The organism is Pseudomonas medicaginis, assembly GCF_965119365.1.
Taxonomy (GTDB): Bacteria; Pseudomonadota; Gammaproteobacteria; order Pseudomonadales; family Pseudomonadaceae; genus Aquipseudomonas.
This window is the reverse complement of the sequence record NZ_OZ221631.1, coordinates 811,299-837,253: the sequence shown is the minus strand read 5'-3', so window position 1 is coordinate 837,253 and position 25,955 is coordinate 811,299. Positions and strand designations below refer to the sequence as shown.

Annotated in this window: 13 protein-coding genes; 8 read left to right on the top strand and 5 right to left on the bottom strand. The window is 62.0% G+C overall.

The genetic code is table 11. The annotated features are described in order from the left end of the window. Positions 1–232: 232 nt before the first annotated feature. Entirely contained in the window at positions 233–3,184 is a 2,952-nt protein-coding gene (gene glnE / locus ACMTA2_RS03640; RefSeq protein WP_413793754.1) for a bifunctional [glutamate--ammonia ligase]-adenylyl-L-tyrosine phosphorylase/[glutamate--ammonia-ligase] adenylyltransferase, read from the bottom strand. Between the two features lie 382 nt (positions 3,185–3,566). On the opposite strand from glnE, the gene aceE reads away from it, so the two are divergent. The 5 genes from aceE to msrA all read left to right on the top strand — a co-directional run bounded on the left by aceE (position 3,567) and on the right by msrA (position 13,231). Further along, positions 3,567–6,212, top strand: coding sequence for a pyruvate dehydrogenase (acetyl-transferring), homodimeric type (aceE, locus tag ACMTA2_RS03635; RefSeq protein ID WP_413793753.1), 2,646 nt, complete (start codon positions 3,567–3,569; stop codon positions 6,210–6,212). An 11-nt stretch (positions 6,213–6,223) separates the two neighbouring features. Further along, positions 6,224–7,858 (top strand): dihydrolipoyllysine-residue acetyltransferase, encoded by a 1,635-nt coding sequence (aceF, locus tag ACMTA2_RS03630; RefSeq protein WP_413793752.1) that lies wholly within the window; start codon positions 6,224–6,226, stop codon positions 7,856–7,858. A 372-nt stretch (positions 7,859–8,230) separates the two neighbouring features. Next, a complete protein-coding gene (locus ACMTA2_RS03625) occupies positions 8,231–9,622 on the top strand; it encodes an alkaline phosphatase D family protein (protein ID WP_413793751.1) in 1,392 nt (463 codons plus the stop codon). 182 nt (positions 9,623–9,804) lie between these two features. Continuing rightward, positions 9,805–12,498, top strand: a complete 2,694-nt coding sequence (locus tag ACMTA2_RS03620; RefSeq protein WP_413793750.1) for a putative bifunctional diguanylate cyclase/phosphodiesterase — start codon at positions 9,805–9,807, stop codon at positions 12,496–12,498. An 85-nt stretch (positions 12,499–12,583) separates the two neighbouring features. Then, positions 12,584–13,231, top strand: a complete 648-nt coding sequence (gene msrA, locus ACMTA2_RS03615) for a peptide-methionine (S)-S-oxide reductase MsrA (protein WP_413793749.1) — start codon at positions 12,584–12,586, stop codon at positions 13,229–13,231. Between the two features lie 157 nt (positions 13,232–13,388). Here the strand turns inward: msrA and ACMTA2_RS03610 are convergent, their stop codons facing one another. The 3 genes from ACMTA2_RS03610 to ACMTA2_RS03600 form a co-directional block, all read right to left on the bottom strand. Further along, positions 13,389–14,225, bottom strand: coding sequence for a 23S rRNA (adenine(2030)-N(6))-methyltransferase RlmJ (locus ACMTA2_RS03610; RefSeq protein WP_413793748.1), 837 nt, complete (start codon positions 14,223–14,225; stop codon positions 13,389–13,391). An 81-nt stretch (positions 14,226–14,306) separates the two neighbouring features. Further along, a complete protein-coding gene (locus ACMTA2_RS03605) occupies positions 14,307–15,038 on the bottom strand; it encodes a DUF4123 domain-containing protein (protein WP_413793747.1) in 732 nt (243 codons plus the stop codon). Continuing rightward, on the bottom strand, positions 15,035–17,092 hold the full coding sequence (locus tag ACMTA2_RS03600) for a type VI secretion system Vgr family protein (protein WP_413793746.1): 2,058 nt from the start codon (positions 17,090–17,092) through the stop codon (positions 15,035–15,037). Before ACMTA2_RS03600 ends, ACMTA2_RS03605 begins: the two co-directional genes overlap by 4 nt. A 267-nt stretch (positions 17,093–17,359) precedes the next feature. On the opposite strand from ACMTA2_RS03600, the gene ACMTA2_RS03595 reads away from it, so the two are divergent. Further along, on the top strand, positions 17,360–17,854 hold the full coding sequence (locus tag ACMTA2_RS03595; protein ID WP_413793745.1) for a DUF2165 family protein: 495 nt from the start codon (positions 17,360–17,362) through the stop codon (positions 17,852–17,854). A gap of 136 nt (positions 17,855–17,990) precedes the next feature. Here the strand turns inward: ACMTA2_RS03595 and putP are convergent, their stop codons facing one another. Continuing rightward, positions 17,991–19,475, bottom strand: coding sequence for a sodium/proline symporter PutP (putP, locus tag ACMTA2_RS03590; protein WP_413793744.1), 1,485 nt, complete (start codon positions 19,473–19,475; stop codon positions 17,991–17,993). Positions 19,476–19,937: 462 nt separating this feature from the next. Here putP and putA point away from each other — a divergent pair, with 462 nt between their 5' ends. Continuing rightward, a complete protein-coding gene (gene putA, locus ACMTA2_RS03585) occupies positions 19,938–23,891 on the top strand; it encodes a trifunctional transcriptional regulator/proline dehydrogenase/L-glutamate gamma-semialdehyde dehydrogenase (protein WP_413793743.1) in 3,954 nt (1,317 codons plus the stop codon). A 256-nt stretch (positions 23,892–24,147) separates the two neighbouring features. After that, on the top strand, positions 24,148–25,950 hold the full coding sequence (locus tag ACMTA2_RS03580; RefSeq protein WP_413793742.1) for an acyl-CoA dehydrogenase: 1,803 nt from the start codon (positions 24,148–24,150) through the stop codon (positions 25,948–25,950). Positions 25,951–25,955: the final 5 nt, after the last annotated feature.

The following is a 25,955-nucleotide window of genomic DNA, read 5'->3' as shown; positions in this document are numbered from 1 at the left end:
GGGGGCGAGCTTGCTCGCGATGAGGCCGGTACATTCAACATCAATGTCGCCCGACACTCCGCTATCGCGAGCAAGCTCGCTCCCACAGGGGGGCTGCATAGGTTTCAAGTACCGTGCCGCACCACAAATCCACTGTGGGGGCGAGCTTGCTCGCGATGAGGCCGGCACATTCAACATCAATGTCCTCTGGCACTCCGTCATCGCGAGCAAGCTCGCTCCCACATTTAAATACTCAGCTCAGCCCCAGCTCCCGCCAGATCCGCATGACCTGCCGGCGCTCATCCACGAACTGGTCGCCTGCAATCACCCCGGCGTCTTTCTGCAAGGCCTGGCGGTGGGCAGCGGAGCGGTAGGCCTTGTAGGCTTCGCGCAACAGCGTGGCATCTTCGGCCGCCATCAGCCCGACCTCTTGCAACCCGTCCAGGATGCGGATGTTATCGGTGTAGCGCACCAGCGATGGATGCTCTTCGGACCACGCCAAGGCCGCGTATTGCACCATAAATTCAATATCGACGATACCTCCGGCATCCTGCTTGAGGTCGAAGGGCGCCGAGGCCTCGAAGGCATTCGGCGCGGTCCCGGCGGCCGTGGCCTTGCTGCCAAGGTTGTCGCGCATCTTGGCGCGCATCTCGCTGACCTCCTGGCGCAGCGTCGGCAAGTCGCGCTTGCGCCCCAGTACCTGGACGCGGACCTTCTCGAACGCCTGGCCCACGTCCTGGCTGCCCACCAGCACACGGGCCCGCACCAACGCCTGGTGCTCCCAGGTCCAGGCCTCGCTCTCCTGGTAACGGGCAAACGCCCCGAGGGAACTGACCAGCAGCCCCGACGCCCCCGAGGGCCGCAGGCGCATGTCCACTTCATACAACTGCCCGGAATTGGTCTGGGCCGTCAGCAGGTGAATGATCCGCTGGCCGAGCCGGGTAAAGAACTGCGCACCGTCGATGGGTTTCGGACCGTCGGTTTCCGCCTGTGGATCGCCATCGTGGATGAACACCAGGTCCAGATCGGAACCATGTCCCAATTCCAGGCCGCCGACTTTCCCATAACCGACAATAATGAAGCCCGGATCGCACAGGCTGCCGTCGGTGCGCAATGGCACGCCGTGCTTGGCGGCCGTCTGGCGCCAGGCCAGGGCCAGTACTTGCTCGAGAATCGCCTCGGCCAGCCAGGTCAGGTAATCGCTGACCTTCATCAGTGGCAGGCTGCCGGCGATTTCCGAAGCCGCCACCCGTAGGCGGTGAGCCAGCTTGAAATGCCGCAATGCCTCCATTTGCTGCTCCAGATCATCCTCGGGGATGCGCGTCAGGCGCTCACGCAACTCCGCGGCCAATTCCGGCGCCAGGGGTGGCTTGAACAGCCGTCCCTCGTTAAGCAACTCATCGAGCAACAGCGGGAAACGGGTGATCTGCTCGGCAATCCACGGGCTCGCCGCACACAGCGTCAGCAAGCGCCGCAAGGCGCCGGGGTTTTCCGTCAACAGCACCAGGTAGGCCGAACGGCGGGCCACGGCTTCCACCAAGGGCAGCACCCGCTCCAGCACCAGGTCCGGATCGGCATGCTCCACGGCCTGGGCCAGCAGGCGCGGAATGAACGCATCCAGGCGCTCGCGTCCCAAGCGCTGCATGGCGCGCAGTTGCGGGCTGCCGCGCAGGACGGCCAGCGCCTTGAGAGCCTTGGGTGCATCGACGAAACCGCCTTCTTCCAATTGACGGCACGCCGCCTCTTCATTTTGGCTGTCTTCCCACAACGGCAACCATTCGCCGCCTACCGCCATTTCGCTTTCGCCGCCCTCTTCCTCATCCGGATCGGCAATGACCTGGCCGAAATGCCAAGCCACACGCCCACGCCAGTACATCAACTGCTCGTGAAAGGCCGACCAGTCGGCAAAACCCAGCATGAAGGCAATGCGCGCCTGGTCCTGCGGGCTGTCCGGGAGCATCTGGGTCTGCCGGTCGGCGATGGCCTGGATGGCATGCTCGGTATAGCGCAGGAACTCATAGCCCTGGCGCAGCTCATCGACCACCTTGGCCGGCAGATACCCCTGGCCCTCCAGGGTGCTCAACACTTTGAGCAGCGGGCGCTGCTGCAGACTCAGGTCCCGCCCCCCATGGATCAACTGGAACGCCTGGGCAATGAACTCCACCTCGCGAATGCCACCCGAGCCCAGCTTGATGTTGTCGGCCATGCCCTTGCGCCGCACCTCCTGCTGGATCAGTTGCTTCATGGTGCGCAGCGCTTCGATGGCGGAAAAATCCAGGTAACGGCGATAGACGAACGGGCGCAGCATGTCGAGCAGTTGCGCGCCGGCCACCTGGTCGCCGGCCACCACCCGTGCCTTGATCATGGCGTAGCGTTCCCAGTCGCGCCCCTGGTCCTGGTAATACTGCTCCAGGGCGTTGAAGCTCAACACCAGCGCACCGGCCGAGCCGTAGGGGCGCAAGCGCATGTCGACGCGAAACACGAAGCCGTCGACGGTCATCGGGTCCAGGGCCTTGATCAGGCGCTGGCCGACGCGGATGAAAAACTCCTGGTTATCCAGCGGCCGCTTCACACCCACGGTTTCGCCGCCCTCGGGGTAGGCGAAGATCAGGTCGATGTCCGACGACAGGTTCAGTTCCACCGCCCCCAGCTTGCCCATGCCCAGGATGACCATCTGCTGCGGCTCGCCGCTGCGTCGTCCGGTGGGCGTGCCGAATTGCTGGCTGAGGCGCCCGTACAACCAGTGGTAAGCCTGGTCGATGCAGGTGTCGGCCATGTCCGAGAGATCGCGACAGGTCTGGACCAGGTCGGCCTGGCGGGTCAGGTCGCGCCAGATGATCCGCACCTGCTGGCGAGTGCGCTGGCGGCGCAGGACGCGGCCCAGTTCGTCTTCGGTTTCGGCGGCCTGCACCGCGGCACCGATCTGCGCGCGCATTTCACCGGGCGCCAGGCTACGGTCCAGTTCGCCGCTGCGCACCAGTTCCAGTAGCATCACCGGGTCGCGGACACTCTGTTCGATGACGAAGTCGCTGGCGGCGGCAATACGGTTGAACGCCTCCCAGCGCTGCGGGGTCCAGGCCGACAGCCCGTGATCGTCGTCGAGCAAGGCGACCACCGCACGGAACGACTGCTCGGCACGGGTGACCAATGACTGGAGAATGGCCGGTACCATTTCCGGTATTGGGGCAAGCGAGGGCAGGCTCATGGTCTATCCTTGATCGGCGCGGGAGAGGCTGGATGTAGTGTTTTTTTAAAAGACACTACCTGATCGACTGTCGAACAAAGATGATAAATAGCTGAAAATCTGATTTTATTGGCAGCCGGCATCAAGTTTTTACCTGTTCGAGTTGGCTAAAGACCAACAGTAACGATTATTCTCACAACGAAACGAGGGGCCATACGCCGCTCATGTGTAGTTTTACTACTCGTCTATACATTCGAAAGGCTGAAACGGCCGACGATTTGTAGTAAAACTACACGCCGCCGAAACAACCTTCGGCAATCCAAGAATTTATATCGTCTGCCCACAAGGCCAGTCGCAAACTCAGGCAACCGATTCTGGTAGCCTTTCCGCCCTGGAGCAAGCCATGCAAGACCTCGATCCCGTCGAAACCCAGGAATGGCTGGACGCCCTGGAATCGGTTCTCGACAAAGAAGGCGAAGACCGTGCTCACTATCTGATGACCCGTATGGGCGAACTCGCAACCCGCAGCGGTTCGCAATTGCCCTACGCCATCACCACGCCGTACCGCAACACGATCCCCGTTACCCACGAAGCACGCATGCCTGGCGACCTGTTCATGGAACGCCGCATTCGCTCGCTGGTACGCTGGAACGCGTTGGCCATGGTCATGCGTACCAACCTGAAAGATTCTGACCTGGGCGGTCACATCTCCAGCTTCGCCTCCAGCGCGACGCTGTATGACATCGGCTTCAACTATTTCTTCCAGGCCCCAACCGATGAACACGGCGGCGACCTGATCTACTTCCAGGGTCACGCATCGCCAGGCGTCTACGCCCGTGCGTTCATGGAAGGCCGCATCACCGAAGACCAGATGAACAACTTCCGCCAGGAAGTGGACGGCAACGGCCTGTCTTCGTACCCGCACCCTTGGCTGATGCCGGACTTCTGGCAGTTCCCGACCGTTTCCATGGGCCTGGGCCCGATCCAGGCGATCTACCAGGCGCGCTTCATGAAGTACCTGGAAGCCCGTGGCTTCATCCAGCCAGGCAAGCAGAAAGTCTGGTGTTTCATGGGTGACGGCGAGTGCGACGAGCCGGAATCCCTGGGCGCTATCTCCCTGGCCGGCCGCGAGAAGCTGGACAACCTGATCTTCGTCATCAACTGCAACCTGCAGCGCCTCGACGGCCCGGTTCGCGGCAACGGCAAGATCATCCAGGAACTCGAAGGCGTGTTCCGTGGCGCCCAATGGAACGTCAACAAAGTCATCTGGGGCCGTTTCTGGGACCCACTGCTGGCCAAGGACGTCGACGGCATCCTGCAACGTCGCATGGACGAAGTCATCGACGGCGAGTACCAGAACTACAAGGCCAAGGACGGCGCGTTCGTCCGTGAGCACTTCTTCAACACGCCTGAACTCAAGGCGATGGTTGCCGACTTGTCCGACGACGAGATCTGGAAACTCAACCGTGGCGGCCACGACCCGTACAAGGTCTATGCGGCGTATCACGAAGCGGTCAACCACAAAGAGCAACCAACCGTCATCCTGGCCAAGACCATCAAGGGTTATGGCACCGGCGCCGGCGAAGCGAAGAACACCGCGCACAACACCAAGAAAGTCGATGTCGACAGCCTGAAGCTGTTCCGCGACCGCTTCGACATTCCGGTCAAGGACAGCGAGCTGGAAAACCTGCCGTTCTTCAAGCCTGAAGAAGGCAGCGCCGAAGCCCGTTACCTGGCCGAGCGCCGTGCCGCCCTGGGTGGTTTCGTGCCCCAGCGTCGCGCCAAGAGCTTCAGCGTTCCGACCCCGCCACTGGAGACCCTCAAGGCGATCCTGGACGGCTCGGGCGACCGTGAAATCTCCACCACCATGGCCTTCGTGCGGATCCTCGCGCAACTGGTCAAGGACAAGGAAATCGGCCAGCGCATCGTTCCGATCATCCCGGACGAAGCCCGTACCTTCGGCATGGAAGGCATGTTCCGCCAGTTGGGCATCTACTCGTCCGTCGGCCAGCTCTACGAGCCAGTCGATAAAGACCAGGTGATGTTCTACCGCGAAGACAAGAAGGGCCAGATCCTCGAAGAAGGCATCAACGAAGCGGGCGCCATGAGCTCCTTCATTGCCGCCGGTACTTCGTACTCCAGCCACAACCAGCCGATGCTGCCGTTCTACATCTTCTACTCGATGTTCGGCTTCCAGCGTATCGGCGACCTGGCCTGGGCGGCCGGCGACAGCCGTACCCGTGGCTTCCTGATCGGCGGCACTGCCGGCCGGACCACCCTCAACGGTGAAGGCCTGCAGCACGAAGACGGCCACAGCCACATGCTGGCCGGGACCATCCCGAACTGCCGCACCTATGATCCGACCTACGGCTACGAGCTGGCGGTGATCATCCAGGACGGCATGAAGAAGATGACCGAAGAGCAGCAGGACGTCTTCTACTACATCACCGTGATGAACGAGTCCTACCAGCAGCCAGCCATGCCGGCCGGCGTCGAGGAAGGCATCGTCAAGGGCATGTACCTGCTCGAGGAAGACACCCGCGAAGCGGCTCACCACGTCCAGCTGATGGGCTCCGGCACCATCCTGCGCGAAGTGCGTGAGGCAGCGAAGATCCTGCGTGAAGAGTTCAACGTCGGTGCCGACGTCTGGAGCGTCACCAGCTTCAACGAACTGCGTCGCGACGGCCTGGCCGTAGAGCGCAGCAACCGCCTGCACCCTGGCCAGAAGCCAAAGCTGAGCTACGTCGAAGAGTGCCTGAACGGCCGCAAAGGTCCGGTCATCGCCTCTACCGACTACATGAAGCTGTTTGCCGAGCAGATCCGCCAGTGGGTTCCTTCCAAGGAATTCAAGGTGCTGGGCACCGACGGTTTCGGCCGTAGCGACAGCCGCAAGAAGCTGCGTCACTTCTTCGAAGTCGACCGTAAGTTCGTTGTGTTGGCAGCCCTGGAAGCCCTGGCTGACCGTGGCGATATCGAACCTAAAGTGGTGGCCGAAGCCATCGCCAAGTTCGGCATCGATCCGGAAAAACGCAACCCACTGGACTGCTGAGGAGAATTTTCGTGAGCGAACTCATTCGCGTACCTGACATCGGCAGCGGTGAAGGTGAAGTAATTGAACTGTTTGTGAAGGTCGGCGACCGTATCGAAGCCGACCAGAGCATCCTGACACTTGAATCGGACAAGGCCAGCATGGAAGTGCCTGCGCCGAAGGCCGGTGTCATCAAGAGCCTGAAAGTGAAGCTGGGCGACCGCCTGAAAGAAGGCGACGAACTGCTGGAGCTGGAAGTCGAGGGCGCCGCTGCGGCGCCTGAAGCGCCCGCCCCTGCCGCTGCCCCGGCCGCTGCTGAAAAGCCGGCCGCCGCACCGGCTGCCGAAGCGGCTCCGGCGCCAGCTGCTGCGCCTGCCGCGGCCACGGTCCAGGACATTCATGTCCCGGACATCGGCTCGTCGGGCAAGGCCAAGATCATCGAAGTGCTGGTCAAGGTCGGCGACACCGTCGAAGCCGACCAGTCGCTGATCACCCTGGAGTCCGACAAGGCCAGCATGGAAATCCCATCGCCGGCCGCCGGTGTGGTGGAAAGCGTCGAGATCAAGCTGGAAGACGAAGTTGGCACCGGTGACCTGATCCTGAAGCTGAAAGTAGCGGGGGCCTCGGCACCTGCCGCGCCAGCCCCGGCCGCTGCGCCTGCCGCCAAGGCCGAAGCAGCGCCAGCCGCCGCACCAGCGGCCAAGGCCGAAGCGGCTCCCGCTCCTGTCGCCGCCGCGCCTGCGCCAAGCGGTGCCAAAGTGCACGCCGGCCCTGCGGTGCGTCAGCTGGCCCGTGAATTCGGTGTCGAGCTGTCGGCCGTCGGCCCAAGCGGCCCTCACGGTCGTGTGCTGAAAGAAGACGTGCAAGCCTACGTCAAGGCCATGATGCAGAAGGCCAAGAACGCACCGGCCGAAGGCGCCACCGGCGGCGCGGGCATTCCGCCGATCCCGGCGGTGGACTTCAGCCGCTTCGGCGAAACCGAAGAAGTGGCCATGACTCGCCTGATGCAGATCGGCGCGTCGAGCCTGCATCGCAGCTGGCTGAACATCCCGCACGTGACTCAGTTCGACCAGGCCGACATCACCGAGCTGGAAGCTTTCCGCGTTGCGCAGAAGGCCGTGGCGGAAAAGGCCGGCGTGAAGCTGACCGTGCTGCCCCTGCTGCTCAAGGCCTGTGCGCACCTGCTCAAGGAACTGCCGGACTTCAACGCCTCCCTAGCCCCGAGTGGCAAGGCTGTGATCCGCAAGAAATACGTGCACATCGGCTTTGCCGTCGACACCCCGGAAGGCCTGCTGGTACCGGTCATCCGCAACGTCGACCAGAAGAGCCTGCTGCAACTGGCTGGCGAAGCCGCTGCCCTGGCCGAAAAAGCCCGGAACAAGAAGCTCACCGCCGACGACATGCAAGGCGCCTGCTTCACCATCTCCAGCCTCGGCCACATTGGCGGCACCGGCTTCACGCCGATCGTCAACGCGCCGGAAGTGGCGATCCTGGGTGTTTCCAAGGCCACCATCCAGCCGGTCTGGGACGGCAAGGCCTTCCAGCCGAAGCTGATGCTGCCACTGTCGCTGTCCTACGATCACCGTGTGATCAACGGCGCCGCCGCGGCGCGCTTCACCAAGCGCTTGAGCGACCTGCTGGGCGACATCCGCACCATCCTGCTGTAACACCGGACGGCCCTCCCTTGGGGAGGGCCATTCGGAGCACCGTTTTCCGAGCGCCACGCTCGTACCTCAACCCCGTCCATTTGGCGGGGCTTTTTTTGCCTGGCCACCAGGAGCAAGGCGCGCAACCCCTGGGAAAGCAAAGCTTGCTCCCACAATTCTCGTGGCGCTTGACTGACGAGCACCAGGCTCTACGCCGGTAAACTTTCCTACCTCTCCCCGCCTGAATGACTACGCCTTTTATTAGTCATTGCCCACAATCCGCGCCCCCTCGCCTAACAACATTCATTGCCCGTCGCGCCTTAGCATCGGCACAGCGACACCCTGCGTTCGCGCGCACCTTCTTAATACGCTGCATTTCGAATGGATTCGAATATGTTCATACCTACTGTCGGCCCGATTGTTGGCCACACCACGCCGGAGCACGCGCGGATATTCCTGCGCGGCGATCACGGCAAAAACCCGACATTCGCCGGTGTTCGCTACCGACGCCAAGGCAACACCGCTTGGTCGAAGGGCTATTTCGTTCAACTGAAGGCCTACCGTGACATGTCCGATGTCATCGTATTGAAAGGCCTGCAACCCGACACCGCCTACGAATACCAGGCCGGCTGGCTCAGCCCCTTGAGCCCGCCCTCTACCGTGGAAACCCTCCAGGAACTGCCGCTGCAGTGGCCCCGCAACACCTATCGCTTGCGCACGCCGGCTGTCCAAACCGATACACCTCGCGCCTACATCGTAGGTTCTTGCCGCTACTTGCGAATCACCGCCGGCACGCCGTTGCTCCCCGGGCTCGGGGATCGCACCTTCGCCGGCATCAATCGCATCGTGGAGCAGGCCGACCCGCCGATCAGCGCGGTGCTGATGATCGGGGACCAGGTTTACCTCGACGACTTGAATGTCATCGGCCCGGACCGAACCTACAAGAATATTCTCGCCAGATACCGAACGGTATTTACCCTGCCGCACATCAGGAAGCTGATGTCTGGCACGCCGACCTACATGATCCTCGATGACCATGAAATCGAAGACAACTGGCCCGCCAGGAGAACCGCCCGCGACGACGTCCTCTATGCCAATGCCATGAGCGCTTATGGGCTTTACCAGGCCAGCCACGGGCCAGCCCATGCGCTGTCGGACGACGGAACATTGAGCAAGTCGTTGACCCGCTACTGGTATACCTTTGCCCATGGCGATATCCAATGGTTCGTCACCGATAGCCGGACGCAACGCAACCTGTCGGTGGACGATCGGCGCATCCTCGACGCGGAACAGGAACAGTGCCTGCTCGAATGGCTCGTCAACAGCACCGCCCGGGTCAAGCTCGTGGTCACCAGTGTCATGTTCTTCCCTGACCGCCGGCGCAACGACGGCGATGCCTGGCAGGCTTTCCCGGCACAACGCCTGCGCCTGCTGGACACTGTCCGCCGTCATCGGATCAAAAACGTGGTGTTCATCTCGGGTGACGTCCACGGCTCCATGACCAGCCGCCTGCGTCACAGCCAGGATCCTGATTTCGAGGTCAACACGGTCGTATCCTCGCCGTTCTACAACAGCAAATTGCTGCCGTTTGCAAAAGCCGCGGATTTTATTTTCCACAGGCCCATGGTCCGCACCGACAGCGGTGAGTACCGCTATGAACTGACCAGCCACGTGGTGAGCCAGGATAACTTCGCCCGCCTGCAAGTCTCGGCGCAGAGCCTTCAAGTCACCTTCCACGACCGTGACGGCAAGCCCTTGCAGACGGTCGATATCCCGCTGCGATGACCGTCCATGCCCTCTGATCGGCTGGCGACTGGAGAAATCCCTTTGTCGGCCGATATAAGGTTTATAGCACTTGGCCTTCATCTCTCTTGTCAGCCAGTGCCGCAATGATGCAACCTTGCGCCAATCCGTAATAACGAGGGCGTCAGCCCGGCGCGATCAGCATTTTCGAAGCGAGTTTCCCCATGAAAAGCCAACCCGATGCCGCCAGCCGTATGGCGGCCGAGGTAGTGACGCAGTTACCGGTGCCCGCGCGGCTCGGCATGCTGCGTTTCGAACGGCTGAATGAAGCTAGCTGGGCGCTGTTGTTTCTCGACCCCAACTGCGAGCGACACTTCGGCCTGCCAGCGGTAGAGCTGTGCTCGCTGGTCAGTTCGCCCTACGCCAGCCTGATGGAACCCGAAGCGCGCTATCAATTGCACGACGCTGTCCAGCAACAACTGGCCCAGGCCGCGCACTACCAGATTCGCTACACACTCCACACCGCCAAAGGCCCGATGAACGTGCTGGAGACGGGCGAAGCCTACAAACAGCACAATCGTCACCTGCTGCGCGGTTACCTGCTGGTGGTGGATAATTTGCTGCAAAGCGAACCCTCCATGCCGGCCCTGGACCTGGAAACCCAGAACTCGCGCCTGCAGATCGCCCTGGAACTGAACCAGCGCGCCCAGCAAGAGCAGCTTCAGCATCTGGACCGGGTGCGCGCCCAACAGGACCTGATCCTGCTGCTGACCCGTCAACGCTACAGCGCCAACAACTCCCTGCTCGAAGCCGCCGAACTCATCACCCGCAGCGCCTGCGACATCTACCAGATCGACTGCGCCAGTATCTGGAACCTGGACGACGGCAAACTGGTGCCGATTTCCGCCTACAACCGTGCCTCCCAGGAGTATTTCCTGCCGGCGACCATCGACGCCAGCGAGTTTCCCGACTACATGGAGGCGCTGCAGACCTGTCGCGCCATCGACGCCCACAATGCGATGCGCGACCCGCGTACCCGGGAAATGGCCGAGAGCCTGCGTGCCCGTGACGTCAATGCCATCCTCGACGCCAGCGTGCGCATCGACGGCCAAGTGGTGGGCGTGCTGTGCCTGGAACAAGTGGGTGCCACCCGCGCCTGGCAGTCGGATGAAATCGCCTTTGCCGGCGAGCTGGCGGACCAGTTCGCCCAGGTCATCAACAACCATAACCGACGCACCGCCACCAGCGCCCTGCACCTGTTCCAGCGCGCCGTGGAGCAGAGCGCCAACGCGTTCCTGCTGGTCAATTGCGACGGCGTGGTGGAGTACGTCAACCCGAGCTTCACCGCAATCACCCAATACACCACCGAGGAAGTCCACGGCCAACGCCTCTCGGAACTGCCGGCCCTGGAAAACCTCAGCGAACTGCTGTTCGACGCGCCCTCGGCACTGGCCCAAAGCAATAGCTGGCAGGGCGAGTTCAAGAGCCGACGCAAGAACCTGGAGCCCTACTGGGGCCAACTGTCGATTTCCAAGGTCTATGGCGATAACCGCGAGCTGACCCACTACATCGGCATCTACGAAGACATCACCCAGACCAAGCTGGCCCAGCAGCGCATCGAGCGCCTGGCCTATACCGACAACCTGACCAACCTGGGCAACCGCCCGGCGTTCATTCGCAACCTCGATGAGCGCTTTGCCCGAGACAGTGATTCGCCCATCAGCCTGTTGCTGGTGGACATCGACAACTTCAAGCGCATCAACGACAGCCTCGGCCACCAGACCGGCGACAAACTGCTGATCAGCCTGGCCCGGCGCCTGCGCAACAGCTTGAGCCCCAGCGGCAGCCTGGCGCGATTCGCCAGTAACGAATTCGCCGTACTGTTGGACGACACCAGCCTGGAAGCCGGGCAGCAGATCGCCAGCCAATTGCTGATGACCCTCGACAAGCCGATGTTCGTCGATAACCAACTGATCAGCGTGACCGGCTCCGTGGGCCTGGCCTGCGCGCCGCTGCACGGCCGCGATCCGCAGACCTTGATGCGCAACGCCGGTCTTGCCCTGCACAAGGCCAAGGCCAACGGCAAGCATCAGGTCCAGGTCTTCACCGAGGCGTTGAACGCCGAGGCGAGCTACAAGCTGTTCGTGGAAAACAATTTGCGTCGCGCCCTGACCCAGAACGAACTGGACGTGTTCTACCAGCCCAAGCTGTGCCTGCGCAGCGGCCGCCTGCTGGGCATGGAGGCATTGCTGCGCTGGAACCATCCGGAAAAAGGCATGATCCGCCCGGACCAGTTCATCAGCGTGGCCGAAGAAACCGGCCTGATCATCCCCATTGGCAAATGGATCGCCCGCCAGGCCTGCCGCATGAGCAAACAGCTGACCGCGGCGGGCCTAGGCAACCTGCAAGTGGCGATCAACCTGTCACCCAAGCAGTTCTCCGACCCGGACCTGGTCGCGTCCATCGCCAGCATCCTCAAAGAGGAACAACTGCCGGCCCGGCTACTGGAACTGGAGCTGACCGAAGGCCTGTTGCTGGAAGCCACCGAAGACACCCACTTGCAGCTCGACCAGCTCAAGCGCCTGGGCCTGACCCTGGCCATGGACGATTTCGGCACCGGATATTCGTCCCTGAGCTACCTGAAGAAATTCCCGATCGACATCATCAAGATCGATCGCAGCTTCATCCATGAGATCCCGGACAACCAGGACGACATGGAAATCACCTCGGCGGTGATCGCCATGGCCCACAACCTGAAACTCAAGGTCGTGGCCGAAGGCATCGAAACCGCCCAGCAACTGACATTCCTGCGGCGTCACCGCTGCGACGTCGGCCAGGGCTACCTGTTCGACCGGCCAATCCCTGGCGCTGAGCTGATCGAAAAGCTCACGCGCTACCCGCGCGGGCCTCTGGTCTGACAGCAACGTATAGCTTGCGGCGGCTTTTCTGAGGCACACTGACGGTCTATTTCGCTCAAATTCAATCTGACTGAGAGGACTGATCATGGTCTTGCGCTCGGAAATCCTGGTGAATAAAAACGTGCTCCCAACTCAAGAACAAGCCCTGCCTGGCCGTGAAACCCCAATGTCCGTACCGGACAAACACTTCGTCCTCGACGCCCCCCTGCTGGGCCCGTTTGCCATGGACGTGGATTTCGCCATCTTCGGCCTCGGCTGCTTCTGGGGCGCAGAGCGCAAGTTCTGGCAGCGCGAAGGCGTGGTCAGTACAGCGGTGGGTTACGCCGGTGGTTTCACGCCGAACCCGACGTATGAAGAAGTCTGCTCGGGCCTTACTGGCCACAGTGAAGTGGTGCTGGTGGTCTATGAGCCCGCGAAAGTGAGCTACGAGGCGCTTCTGAAGATGTTCTGGGAACTGCACAACCCGACCCAGGGCATGCGCCAGGGGAACGACATCGGCACCCAGTACCGGTCGGTGATCTATGCCACCAACCCGGCCCAACTGGCCGCGGCCAAACACAGCGAGCAAGTCTTCCAGGCTGAATTGACCAAGGCTGGCAAAGGCACCATCACCACCGAAATCGAAGAGGCACCGACGTTCTATTTCGCCGAGACCTATCACCAGCAGTACCTGGCGAAGAACCCTGAAGGCTATTGCGGGATTGGCGGGACCGGCGTGACCTGCCCGATCTGACTAAAAGCCTGCTCGCGACAGCGGTGGATCTGGGGCGGTGATGTTGAATGTGCCGCCGTCATCGCGAGCAAGCTCGCTCCCACAGGTGCGTACACCCTGGACCCCATGTGGGAGCGAGCTTGCTCGCGATAGCGCCCTTCCGGACGCCAGCGAAACATCACTCAGCGATCAGCCAATCCATCTGCCACCCGCCCTGGGTCTGCCCCAGCTTTTTCGACAGCCATGGCAGCAGCTCACGCAACTCTTCTTCCAACCCCCACGGCGGGTTGGCAATCGCCAGGCCGGAGCCGTTCAGGCTGTTGGGCGTCGCCAGCGGGTGTACCAGCAGTTCTACGCGCAACAGCTTCGGCGCGCCTGTGCCGGCCAGGTCCTGGTAGAAGCGGCGCAACATCCGCTGGTCCTTCACCGGATACCAGATCGCCGCCACCGTCTGGCGCATCCGACCAATGGCCTCCTTGAGCGAGGCGGCGCAGCGCTGCATCTCGTCAAGCTGCTCGAAAGGTGGATCGATCAGCATCAGCGCGCGTTTTTCCGCCACCGGCAGCAGCGCCCGCGGCACATGCCAGCCTTCACCCAGGTGCACAGCCACGCGACGGTCGCCTTTCATGTTGTCCTTGAGCAGCACGCCGTCTTCCGGGTGCTTCTCGTTGAGCAGCACACGGTCCTGGGGCCGGGTCAGGCGCCGCGCCAACTCCGGCGAGCCCGGGTAGTAACGCAGTTGCCCATCCGGGTTCATCTCGTGCAGCACTTTCATGTAATCGGCGGTCAACGGCGGCAGGTCATCGTCGCCCCACAACCGCGCAATGCCTTCCAGGTACTCACCGGTACGGTTGGCCTGGTCACCCTGCAAGTCGTACAACCCGATGCCTGCGTGGGTATCAAGGTAGGCGAAGGGCTGTTCCTTGCGCGACATCAACGCGATGAGGCGGGTCAAGGTCAGGTGTTTGAACACATCGGCGTGATTGCCGGCGTGGAAGGCGTGACGATAATTCATGGCGGCTCCTGCGAAGGGCGACGAGTTTACCTTGAAGCGCGTCGAACGTCAGGGGTTGGCAGCCCGGCGGACACACCACTATCAGCCCAGCTCCCGCAGCAAGTACGCCTGCAATCGCGCTTTTGGAGCGGCGGCCGGCTTGGATCGCTCGAAAAAGTGAACAATCTTGCGCCGCAGGATGGGGTGCCCGACCCGCTCTAACAGATCCGGACGCTCTTCCCCCAGCCACATGAGCACGTTATCCACCAGACAGTCCGTCGGCGCCTCGGTCAGGGTGTCCAGCAGCGCCTCGGGCACCTCCCACCAGGGAAAAGCCCGCGCCGGACGCTGAATGTGTCCCACGACCTCAAGGGACTGACCGTTGATCAGGCAACGACTGATCACCGGCAAGAGCTGCCCGGCGTCCACCGCCGTCGATTGCAGGATCGCACGCATAAACCGCCCATCCCAAAAGCGCAGGAAAACCGCCTGGCCACCCGGCAGCAGGACCTGGGTGAGGCCTCGCAAATGTTCGGCAACGGCGTCCTGATCGGCACACGACACCGCCAGCCACCCCCAATCGAACGAATCGGTGGCCGCTATCCAATCAAGAAACCCACCGTCCGCGCGAACAAGCCCTACATAGGGCATGACCGATTCCCACTCGGCGTACGGCGTGTCGGCCCAGATCGGTGTAGGTGTGGAAGGCATCGAGCGCCGCCAGGCCGACAAGGCCCCGGCGCTGCTGGCATTGCTGAAAATAGCGAACAGTTGCTCGGACGCCTGCAACGGATAATCTTCAAGCCAGGCGCGGGGTGTTTGACTGCTGCTCATGGACGCTCCTGTACGTCGACAGTTTTGTGAAAGGCCGATGGCACCCCGCAGCCGCCACTTCTGCAACGCTCACACGCCTCGCAGAACGGCGCCGAGCCTTGAAGGCTGAGGATCTGCGCCAGGGAAAGCCGAGGCGCCGCCACTGGAACCCACTTCCCGGCGCTGCCCGGCGAAACCGCTGCCGCGCCCATGACCGCCATCGGCGCCCCACCGACTTCGATTGGCACGCTGCTGAAAATCCCACCGGCACCGATGTTGATCCAATGGCCGCCGGCCTGGAGGGTCACACTGGCGCCCGCTTCCAGGACCACTTGCCGGCCGGCGCTGAGATGAAACTGCTGACTGGCGTTCAGGACCTGGCTGGTCACGCGAATATGCCGCTCGCCGTAGACCCGCAAATGGTCGTCCTGGCGAACTTCCACCTGACGCCGACCATGGGTAACACGCTGCTCATCGGCCTTGAGCTCGTGCCGCGCCGTGCCGGTGACGACAATGTTGCGCTCGTGATCGACCTGCACCCGCTGGTCGTGCAGCACATGTTGGGTCCAGTTTCGCTGGGCCCGCAGGTAGATCTCCTCGGCCCCCTTGCGGTCCTCGATACGCAGTTCGTTATAGCCTCCCCCGCCAGGGCTGCTCTGGCTGCGCCATAGGCTGCGGGTCTTGTCTGCCGGCAGGTCCAGCGGCACCGGGTTGGCGCCATTGGGCAGGCAACCCACCACCAGAGGCTTGTCCACGTCGCCATCGATGAACCCCACCAGGACTTCCATGCCGACCCGGGGAATCATCACCGCACCGTAGTGATCATGGGCCCAACCCGCGGCCACTCGCAGCCAGCAACTGGAATGCTCGTCGTGGATGCCGTCGCGATCCCAGGCCAGTTGCACCTTGACCCGCCCGAATTCATCGCAATGGATTTCGCTGTCCACCGGCCCGGTCACCACCGCTGACTGATACCCACGGGCACAGGGCTTTTCGTGCTGCAAGGGCGGCCGAAAGACCACGTCCCATGGCGTGGCGAGAAAGGAATTCCTGTAGCCCTGGAATGCATCCGGGCTGTCGCAAGCTGTTTCTTCAAGCACCTGGGGTTGGCGGCCATGGTGGTCGATATGGGTCAGGAGCCAGAGATCGTTCCACTGTTCCCTGGGATGGCCCTCGATGCGCATGAAATGTCCGCTGACGAAGGCGCTTTCATCGCTGCTGCCCTGCGCCACGCGATGATCGGCGCCATGACGCTCCAGGGCGCGCCGGGCCAGGTACTTGCCATCGTCACGGTCACAGAACCCGCCGGGGTAGCGATAGTCCTCGAGCGCCGGGCGCTGCCGATTGTCGAGGTGGGTTTGCAACGCCAGGCCGGGGTTGCGGAAGTCGTAGTCACGCAACGTCACGGCCGTGGTACGGGTCTGGAGTCGCACAGCCAAGCGATTGATGGCCGGCTCGTTGGCAGGCATGCCGCTGTCCGGCAGGTACAACGTCGACTCGGACAGGCGAGGAAACGCGGTCTGGTCATCACCGAACACCAGCAGATGGCCATCCGGCCGATGCCGAAAGTGATAATGGATGCCGACTTCGGCGCAGATTCGCTCGATGAACGCCAGGTCACTCTCGCCATACTGCACACAATATTCACGCTCGGGATATTGCCCGCCGAGGATGAACTGGCAGGCTCCCGCCAGGATCCCATGGTCCTTCAATACCCGGGCGACGATATCGGGCACGCTCAAGTGCTGGAAGATCCGTTGGTTGAAGCGGTGGCGCAAATAGGCCAGGCGTGGCACCAGGCTGATCTGGTACCGCGTCAGGCGCCTGCCCGAATCGCCCTGGACCACGCTATAGACCTGACCGTGTATGCCACGCTCCCGGCCATCGAGCCCCAGGAACGCCTGTCGATGCAGGAGTTCTTCCAGTACCAGGTCACAGCGCTCGCTGACCAGTTCCACGTCAAAGCGATAGGGTTGGCTAATGGTTTCCTTGCCCTTGAACTCAAGCACCTTGAGCTCGTTCGGCCCGCTGTCGAGCGTCAGCGTGAATCGCGGTAGGTTGGCAGGCGGGAACATCCGATGTGCCTCTGCTGAATGGAGACGAGCGATTCTGCACGAGCCATAAGGACGTGTATTGGAGGCGAGGAAAAACAGATTTGCCCTACATCCCAGAAGCTAAAAGCTGCAAAGCGTGATGCATTTTCCGATAGACATTCGAAGCATCGCGGCCACCCACAGTCTTCCTACACCTGAATCAGCCGTTTCTAGCAATGTGCTCGATTTCTGGACGGCGGTGGGCGTGATAACGTGCCCCAGGTCGCAAAAAAGCAAAGGACGCATGGCATGACGACACGCTACGCAAAAATCGCAATGATCCTGGCACTCGCCGTATTCGCCTTCCTGACCGTGTTCAACAACATCACGGACTACCGCTCCAACTTCAATTTCGTCCAGCACGTACTGAGCATGGACACCACCTTTCCCGACAATGCCTCCCGGTATCGCGCCATCGATCAACCCTGGATGTGGCATGGTGCGTATTGGCTGATCATCCTCGGTGAAGCGCTGACGGCGGGGCTTTTGGGCTATGGCGCAGTGAAACTATGGCAGGCACGCCGGGCCGAGGCCGGGGTGTTCGCCCGCGCCAAACGATGGACCGTGGCCGGCTTGACGGTCGGTTTCTTCGTCTGGTTCTTTGGTTTCATGGTCGTTGGTGGCGAATGGTTTCTGATGTGGCAATCAGAAATCTGGAATGGCCAAGACGCTGCTTTCAGGTTCTATATGGCGATCCTGGGCGTGTTGATCTTTCTCAACCAGCCTGACGCCGAGATGAAGTGATAGGGATCCGTGGCGAGGGAGCTTGCTCCCGCTGGGCTGCTTAGCAGCCCCTTCTTGTGAGCGCTTCGCACTCAAGCGGTAGCAAGCTCCCTCGCCACAATGGATCACCCGCGGGCTCGAAGCCGCGCTGAAGGCCTTACTGGTTCAGGCGGAAGTCTTTCTCGGCCGCTTCGAAGCGCTGCACCATACCGGCAGTAGGCGAACCCATCTTGCTGACGAAGTAGATAGCCAGGCTGGCGAAGATGAAGCCCGGGATGATTTCGTACAGGCCCAACAGTTCGAAGTGCTTCCAGACGATGACGGTAATCGCACCCACCAGGATGCCGGCCAGTGCACCGTTGCGGGTCATGCCTTTCCAGATCACCGAGATCAGCACAACCGGGCCGAAGGCGGCGCCGAAACCGGCCCAGGCGTAGCTCACCAGGCCCAGTACGCGGTTTTCCGGGTTGGCGGCCAGGGCAATGGCGACCAAGGCCACCAGCAGGACCATGATACGACCCACCCAGACCAGTTCCATCTGGGAAGCGCCCTTGCGCAGGAACGTCTTGTAGAAGTCCTCGGTCAAGGAGCTGGAGCACACCAGCAACTGGCAGCTCAAGGTGCTCATGACAGCAGCCAGGATAGCCGACAGCAGTACGCCAGCCACCCATGGATTGAACAGGATTTTCGCCAGTTCGATGAACACACGCTCAGGGTTTTCGGTCACGGGACCGGCCACGTCAGGGTGCGCCGAGAAGTAAGCGATACCGAAGAAGCCCACGGCTACGGTGCCGGCCAGGCACAGGATCATCCAGGCCATGGAGATGCGACGCGCCTTGGCGATCGACTTGACCGAATCGGCGGCCATGAAACGCGCCAGGATGTGCGGCTGGCCAAAGTAACCCAGGCCCCAACCCATCAGCGAAATGATGCCGACAAAAGTGGTGTTTTTCAGCATGTCGAAGGACGTAGGGTCTTTCGCTTCGATCGCCAGGAACGTGGTGTCCACGCCACCGGTCGCCAACAGTACGATGATCGGCGTAAGGATCAGCGCGAAGATCATCAGGGTGGCTTGTACGGTATCGGTCCAGCTCACGGCCAGGAAGCCGCCGATGAAGGTGTAGGCAATCGTTGCCGCGGCACCGGCCCACAGCGCAGTCTCGTAGGACATGCCGAAGGTGCTTTCGAACAGACGGGCGCCAGCCACGATGCCGGAAGCGCAGTAGATGGTGAAGAACACCAGGATCACCACCGCAGAGATGATCCGCAGCAGGCCGCTCTTGTCTTCGAAACGGCTGGCGAAGTAATCCGGCAGCGTCAGGGCGTCACCGTTGTGCTCGGTCTGCACCCGCAGGCGACCGGCCACGAACAGCCAGTTGAGGTAGGCACCGATGATCAGGCCGATGGCGATCCAGCTTTCCGACAGGCCCGACATGTAGATGGCACCCGGCAAACCCATCAACAACCATCCGCTCATGTCGGAAGCACCGGCGGACAATGCCGTGACCACGCTGCCCAGGCTGCGACCGCCCAGGATGTAATCGGACAGGTTATTGGTGGAGCGGTAAGCCATCAGGCCGATCAGGACCATGGCTGCGATGTAGATCACGAAAGTGATCAAGGTGGGATTGCTAACACTCATGAGTTACGCCCTGGCTTTGTTTTTATGATGCGGTGGCAGTTGAAAGCGCCGACAACGCGAACGTTGTAGCGACGACTTGCGGTTCCGCGAATTTATGACTGATGTTTCCCCAGGAAAGCCATCAGCCGATGCCCCACGGCTTTGAGCCGGTTGCACCTTGGCTGCGAATGCTATTCAACAAATCAAATAAGGTGCAACCAGTTTCGCTCGAATAAGTTGCACCTGATCGGTTTTGTCGCTGAATAGCCGTTTTTTGCTCCCTTTTAGTGCAGTCGCAGACGTATCTCTATAAGTCAAAGCACTAAGCCGGTGCAGTGTTGGCGACACCCTACTGGCTTCCGGATGAGCTGCCTGTCATTTCAAGAAAAAAAGGGTTGCACCCGGTTGCACCTCACTCATCCCACAGCTAATCTTGCCGCCAGCTGATGCCACGCCATACGTGGTGAACATGAGGATAAAAATATGGCTACCACCACCCTTGGGGTCAAACTCGATGACCCGACCCGCGAACGCCTCAAGGCGGCCGCAACCTCGATTGATCGTACGCCGCACTGGTTGATCAAGCAGGCAATTTTCAATTACCTGGAAAAACTCGAGGGTGGTGCAACCCTGACCGAGCTGAACGGTTCCCCCCGTACCGACAGCGATGATGCGGGCGATGTGCAGGTCGACCACGCCCACCAATGCTTCCTCGAATTCGCCGAGAGCATCCTGCCGCAATCGGTCCTGCGCGCCTCCATCACCGCCGCCTACCGTCGCCCTGAGCCGGAAGTGGTGCCGATGCTCATCGAGCAGGCGCGCCTGCCGGTGGAAATGGCCGAAGCCACCAACAAGCTGGCGGCTTCGATTGCTGAAAAACTGCGTAACCAGAAAAGTGCCGGCGGCCGTGCCGGTATCGTCCAGGGCCTGCTGCAGGAGTTTTCCCTGTCGTCCCAGGAAGGCGTGGCTCTGATGTGCCTGGCCGAGGCGCTGCTGCGCATCCCGGACAAAGGCACCCGCGATGCGCTGATCCGCGACAAGATCAGCACCGGCAACTGGCACCCACACCTGGGCAACAGCCCTTCGCTGTTCGTCAATGCCGCCACCTGGGGCCTGTTGCTGACCGGCAAGCTGGTCGCCACCCATAACGAAGCGGGCCTGACTTCCTCCCTGAGCCGGATCATCGGCAAGAGCGGCGAGCCGATGATCCGCAAGGGCGTCGACATGGCCATGCGCTTGATGGGCGAACAGTTCGTCACCGGCGAAACCATCGCCGAAGCCCTGGCCAACGCCAGCAAGTTCGAATCCAAGGGTTTCCGCTATTCCTACGACATGCTGGGTGAAGCCGCACTCACCGAACATGACGCCCAGAAGTACCTGGCCTCGTACGAACAAGCCATTCACTCGATCGGCAAAGCGTCCCATGGCCGTGGGATTTATGAAGGCCCGGGCATCTCCATCAAGCTCTCGGCCCTGCACCCGCGCTACAGCCGCGCCCAGTACGAGCGCGTCATGGACGAGCTGTATCCGCGCCTGCTGTCGCTGACCCTGCTGGCCAAGCAATACGACATCGGCCTGAACATCGACGCCGAGGAAGCCGATCGTCTCGAACTGTCCCTGGACCTGCTCGAACGCCTGTGCTTCGAGCCGCAACTGACCGGCTGGAACGGCATCGGCTTCGTGATCCAGGCCTACCAGAAGCGTTGCCCGTATGTGATCGACTACGTCATCGACCTGGCCCGTCGCAGTCGCCACCGCCTGATGATCCGCCTGGTAAAAGGCGCGTACTGGGACAGCGAGATCAAGCGCGCCCAGGTCGAAGGCCTGGAAGGCTATCCGGTCTACACCCGCAAGGTGTACACCGACGTGTCCTACATCGCTTGCGCGCGCAAGTTGCTGTCGGTGCCGGAAGTCATCTACCCGCAGTTCGCCACGCACAACGCCCATACCCTGTCGGCCATTTACCACATCGCCGGTCAGAACTATTACCCTGGCCAGTACGAATTCCAGTGCCTGCACGGCATGGGTGAGCCGCTGTACGAACAAGTTGTAGGTAAGGTTTCCGATGGCAAGCTGAACCGTCCGTGCCGCGTGTACGCACCGGTCGGCACCCACGAGACGCTGTTGGCCTATCTGGTTCGCCGCCTGCTGGAAAACGGTGCGAACACCTCGTTCGTCAACCGCATCGCCGACCAATCGATTTCCATCCAGGAACTGGTGGCCGATCCAGTGGCCAGCATCGAGCAGATGGCGACCCTGGAAGGCGGTTTCGGCCTGCCGCACCCGCGCATCCCACTGCCGCGCGACCTGTACGGCAGCGACCGCGCCAACTCCAGCGGCATCGACCTGGCCAACGAACATCGCCTGGCGTCGCTGTCCTGCGCCCTGCTGGCCACCGCTCATAACGACTGGAAAGCCGTGCCGATGCTCGGTTGCGCTGCCAGCGAAGAAACCCCCGCAGCTGTGCTGAACCCGTCCGATCACCGCGATGTGGTCGGCCATGTGCAGGAAGCCACAGTTACCGACGTCGACAACGCCATCCAGTGCGCCCTGAATGCCGCACCGATCTGGCAGGCCACGCCACCGGCCGAGCGCGCCGCGATCCTCGAACGTGCCGCCGACCTGATGGAAGGCGAGATCCAACCGCTGATGGGCCTGCTGGCCCGCGAAGCCGGCAAGACCTTCGCCAACGCCATCGCCGAAGTACGTGAAGCCGTGGACTTCCTGCGCTATTACGCGGTGCAGGCGCGCAACGATTTCACCAATGACGCCCACCGCCCTCTGGGTCCGGTGGTCTGCATCAGCCCGTGGAACTTCCCGCTGGCGATTTTCAGCGGCCAGGTTGCCGCCGCACTGGCCGCCGGCAACCCGGTACTGGCCAAGCCCGCCGAGCAGACGCCGCTGGTGGCTGCCCAGGCGGTGCGCTTGATGCTCGAAGCCGGTATTCCGGAAGGCGTCCTGCAACTGCTGCCAGGTCGCGGCGAAACCGTCGGCGCCCGCCTGGTGGGTGACGAGCGGGTCAAAGGCGTGATGTTCACCGGTTCCACCGAAGTCGCGCGCCTGCTGCAACGCAACATTGCCGGTCGCCTGGACAACCAGGGCCGTCCGATCCCGCTGATCGCCGAGACCGGCGGCCAGAACGCCATGATCGTCGATTCCTCGGCCCTGACCGAACAAGTGGTCATCGATGTGGTGTCGTCGGCCTTCGACAGTGCCGGCCAGCGTTGCTCGGCCCTGCGGGTACTGTGCCTGCAAGAAGACTCCGCTGATCGCGTGATCGAAATGCTCAAGGGTGCCATGGCCGAATCGCGCCTCGGCAACCCCGAGCGCCTGTCGGTGGACATCGGCCCGGTGATCGACGCCGAAGCCAAGGCCGGCATCGAGAAACACATCCAGGCCATGCGCGACAAGGGTCGCTCCGTGTACCAGATGGCGATCGCCGACAGTGACGAGTGCAAGCGCGGCACCTTCGTGATGCCGACCCTGATCGAGCTGGAAAGCTTCGATGAACTGCAGCGCGAGATCTTCGGCCCGGTGCTGCACGTTGTGCGCTACAAGCGCAAGGAACTGGATCAGTTGATCAACCAGATCAACGCCTCCGGCTACGGCCTGACCCTGGGCGTGCACACCCGCATCGACGAGACCATCGCCAAGGTCATCGACAATGTGCATGCGGGCAACGTCTATGTGAACCGCAACATTGTCGGTGCCGTGGTCGGTGTACAGCCGTTTGGTGGCGAAGGCCTGTCGGGCACCGGCCCCAAGGCTGGCGGTCCGCTGTACTTGTACCGTCTGCTGTCGACACGTCCTACCGATGCGATCCAGCAATCCTTCGCCCGTGGCGATGCCCTCGCGGCACCGGACCTGCGTTTGCGCGAGGCCATGGGCAAACCGTTGGCGGCGCTGCAGGACTGGGCCGACAGCCAGAAACTCGCCGAACTGAGCGCCTTGTGCGTGCAGTTCGCGGCCCAGTCGCAAAGCGGTATTACCCGCCAGTTGACCGGCCCGACCGGCGAACGCAACAGCTACGCCATCCTGCCCCGCGAGCATGTGCTGTGCCTGGCCGACGTGGAAGGCGATCTGTTGACGCAACTGGCGGCCGTACTGGCCGTGGGCGGCTCGGCTGTGTGGCCGGAAACCGACACCAGCAAGGCCTTGTTCGCACGCTTGCCGAAAGCGCTCCAGGCACGCATCCAGCGGGTCGCCGACTGGACCAAGGACGAGGTGCTGTTCGACGCGGTCCTGCACCACGGCGATTCGGATCAACTGCGCGGCGTTTGCCAGCAGGTGGCCAAGCGCGCCGGTGCCATCGTCGGCGTCCATGGCCTGTCCCAGGGCGAAACCAGCGTGGCGTTGGAACGCCTGGTGATCGAGCGGGCCTTGAGCGTCAACACCGCCGCGGCGGGGGGTAACGCTAGTCTGATGACTATCGGTTAAGCGCGACATTCGCTGAGCATCGGCAATAGATGCTCAGCCCACCGACCCTGTGGGAGCGAGCTTGCTCGCGATAGCGACCTGACAGCCAACATCTTTGTTGTGTGTGAAATCGCTATCGCGAGCAAGCTCGCTCCCACATTTTATCCGCGTCAGATCACCCCCTGCGTTCTGCCACTCCATCACCCAAATCAATCTTGCTGTTCACCCTCCTGCCTCGCACCTAGACTCGGCCCATCCCAAAAAAAGGTAAGCCGCCATGTCCGAGACGCTGCTCAGTTCCCGCAATCTGGCTTTCGAGCTGTATGAAGTCCTCGATGCCGAGGGTCTGACCCAGCGCGAGCGGTTTGCCGAACACAACCGGGAAACCTTCGACGCAGCCCTCGGCACTGCCCGCAGCATCGCCGAGAAATTTTTCGCGCCCCATAACCGCAAGAATGATGAAAACGAACCGCGCTACGAGAACGGACAGGCGATTCTGATTCCCGAAGTAAAGCCGGCGGTGGACGCCTTCCTGGAGGCGGGTTTCCTCAATGCCGCGCGCAGCTTCGACGCCGGCGGCATGCAGTTGCCGACGTTGCTGTCCCAGGCCTGCTTCGCGCACTTCCAGTCGGCCAATGCCGCGTCGACCTCTTATCCGTTCCTGACCATGGGCGCGGCGAACCTGATCGAAAGCTTCGGCAGCGAGGAGCAGAAGCAACGCTTCCTGCAACCGATGATCGACGGTCGCTTCTTCGGCACCATGGCGCTGACCGAGCCCCATGCAGGTTCTTCGCTGTCGGATATTCGTACACGCGCAGAGCCGGCGTCCGACGGCACCTATCGACTCAAGGGCAACAAAATCTTCATCTCCGGTGGCGATCATCCGCTGTCGGAAAACATTGTGCACATGGTCCTGGCGAAACTGCCGGACGCGCCGCCGGGTGTGAAGGGCATTTCGCTGTTTATCGTGCCCAAGTTCCTGGTCAACGACGACGGCAGCCTCGGCCCGCGCAACGATGTGCTGCTGGCCGGGCTGTTCCACAAGATGGGCTGGCGCGGCACCACCTCTACCGCGCTGAACTTCGGCGACAACGGCGAATGTGTCGGTTACCTCGTAGGCAAACCGCACCACGGCCTGAGCTACATGTTCCAGATGATGAACGAGGCGCGAATCGGCGTCGGCATGGGTGCGGTGATGCTGGGCTACGCCGGCTACCTGTACTCCCTCGAATACGCCCGCGAACGTCCGCAGGGCCGGCTGCCCGACAGCAAGGACCCGACCACCGCCCCGGTGGCGATCATCCAGCACGCCGACGTGCGCCGCATGCTGCTCACTCAGAAGGCCTACGTCGAGGGTTCGTTCGACCTGGGCCTATACGCGGCACGGCTGTTCGACGATACCACCACCCTGGACAGCGAAGCCGAACGGCGGCGCGCCCATGAACTGCTGGACCTGCTGACCCCTATCGTCAAATCCTGGCCCTCGGAGTTTTGCCTGAAGGCCAACGAACTGGCGATCCAGATTCTGGGGGGCCACGGCTACACCCGCGAATACCCGGTGGAGCAGTATTATCGCGACAACCGCCTGAACCCGATCCATGAAGGCACCCATGGCATCCAGTCCCTGGATCTGTTGGGCCGCAAACTGGCACAGAACGGCGGCGCCGGGCTCAAGCAGTTGATCCGCCTGGTGGCCGACACCACTGAGCGGGCCCAGGCACACCCCTCGTTGACGCCGTTGCGCCAGCCGCTGGAAGCATTGGTGGCACGCCTGCAAACCGTCACCCTCGGGCTGCTGACGGACCTGGCCCAGGGCAAGGTGAACAGCAGCCTGGCCAACTCGGCCCTGTACCTCAAGGTGTTTGGCCATATGGTGATTGGCTGGCGCTGGCTGGAACAGGCGATTCGTGCCGAGGAGGGCTTGGCCAAGGGGAATACCGCGGACAGCGACTTCTATAAAGGCAAGCTGCAAGCGGCGCGCTACTTCCTGACCTGGGAAGTGCCGGGTTGTCATCATGAGCTGGCGATTCTTGAGGCGCGGGATGATACGTGCCTGGGGATGCGGGATGAGTGGTTCTGAGCCAG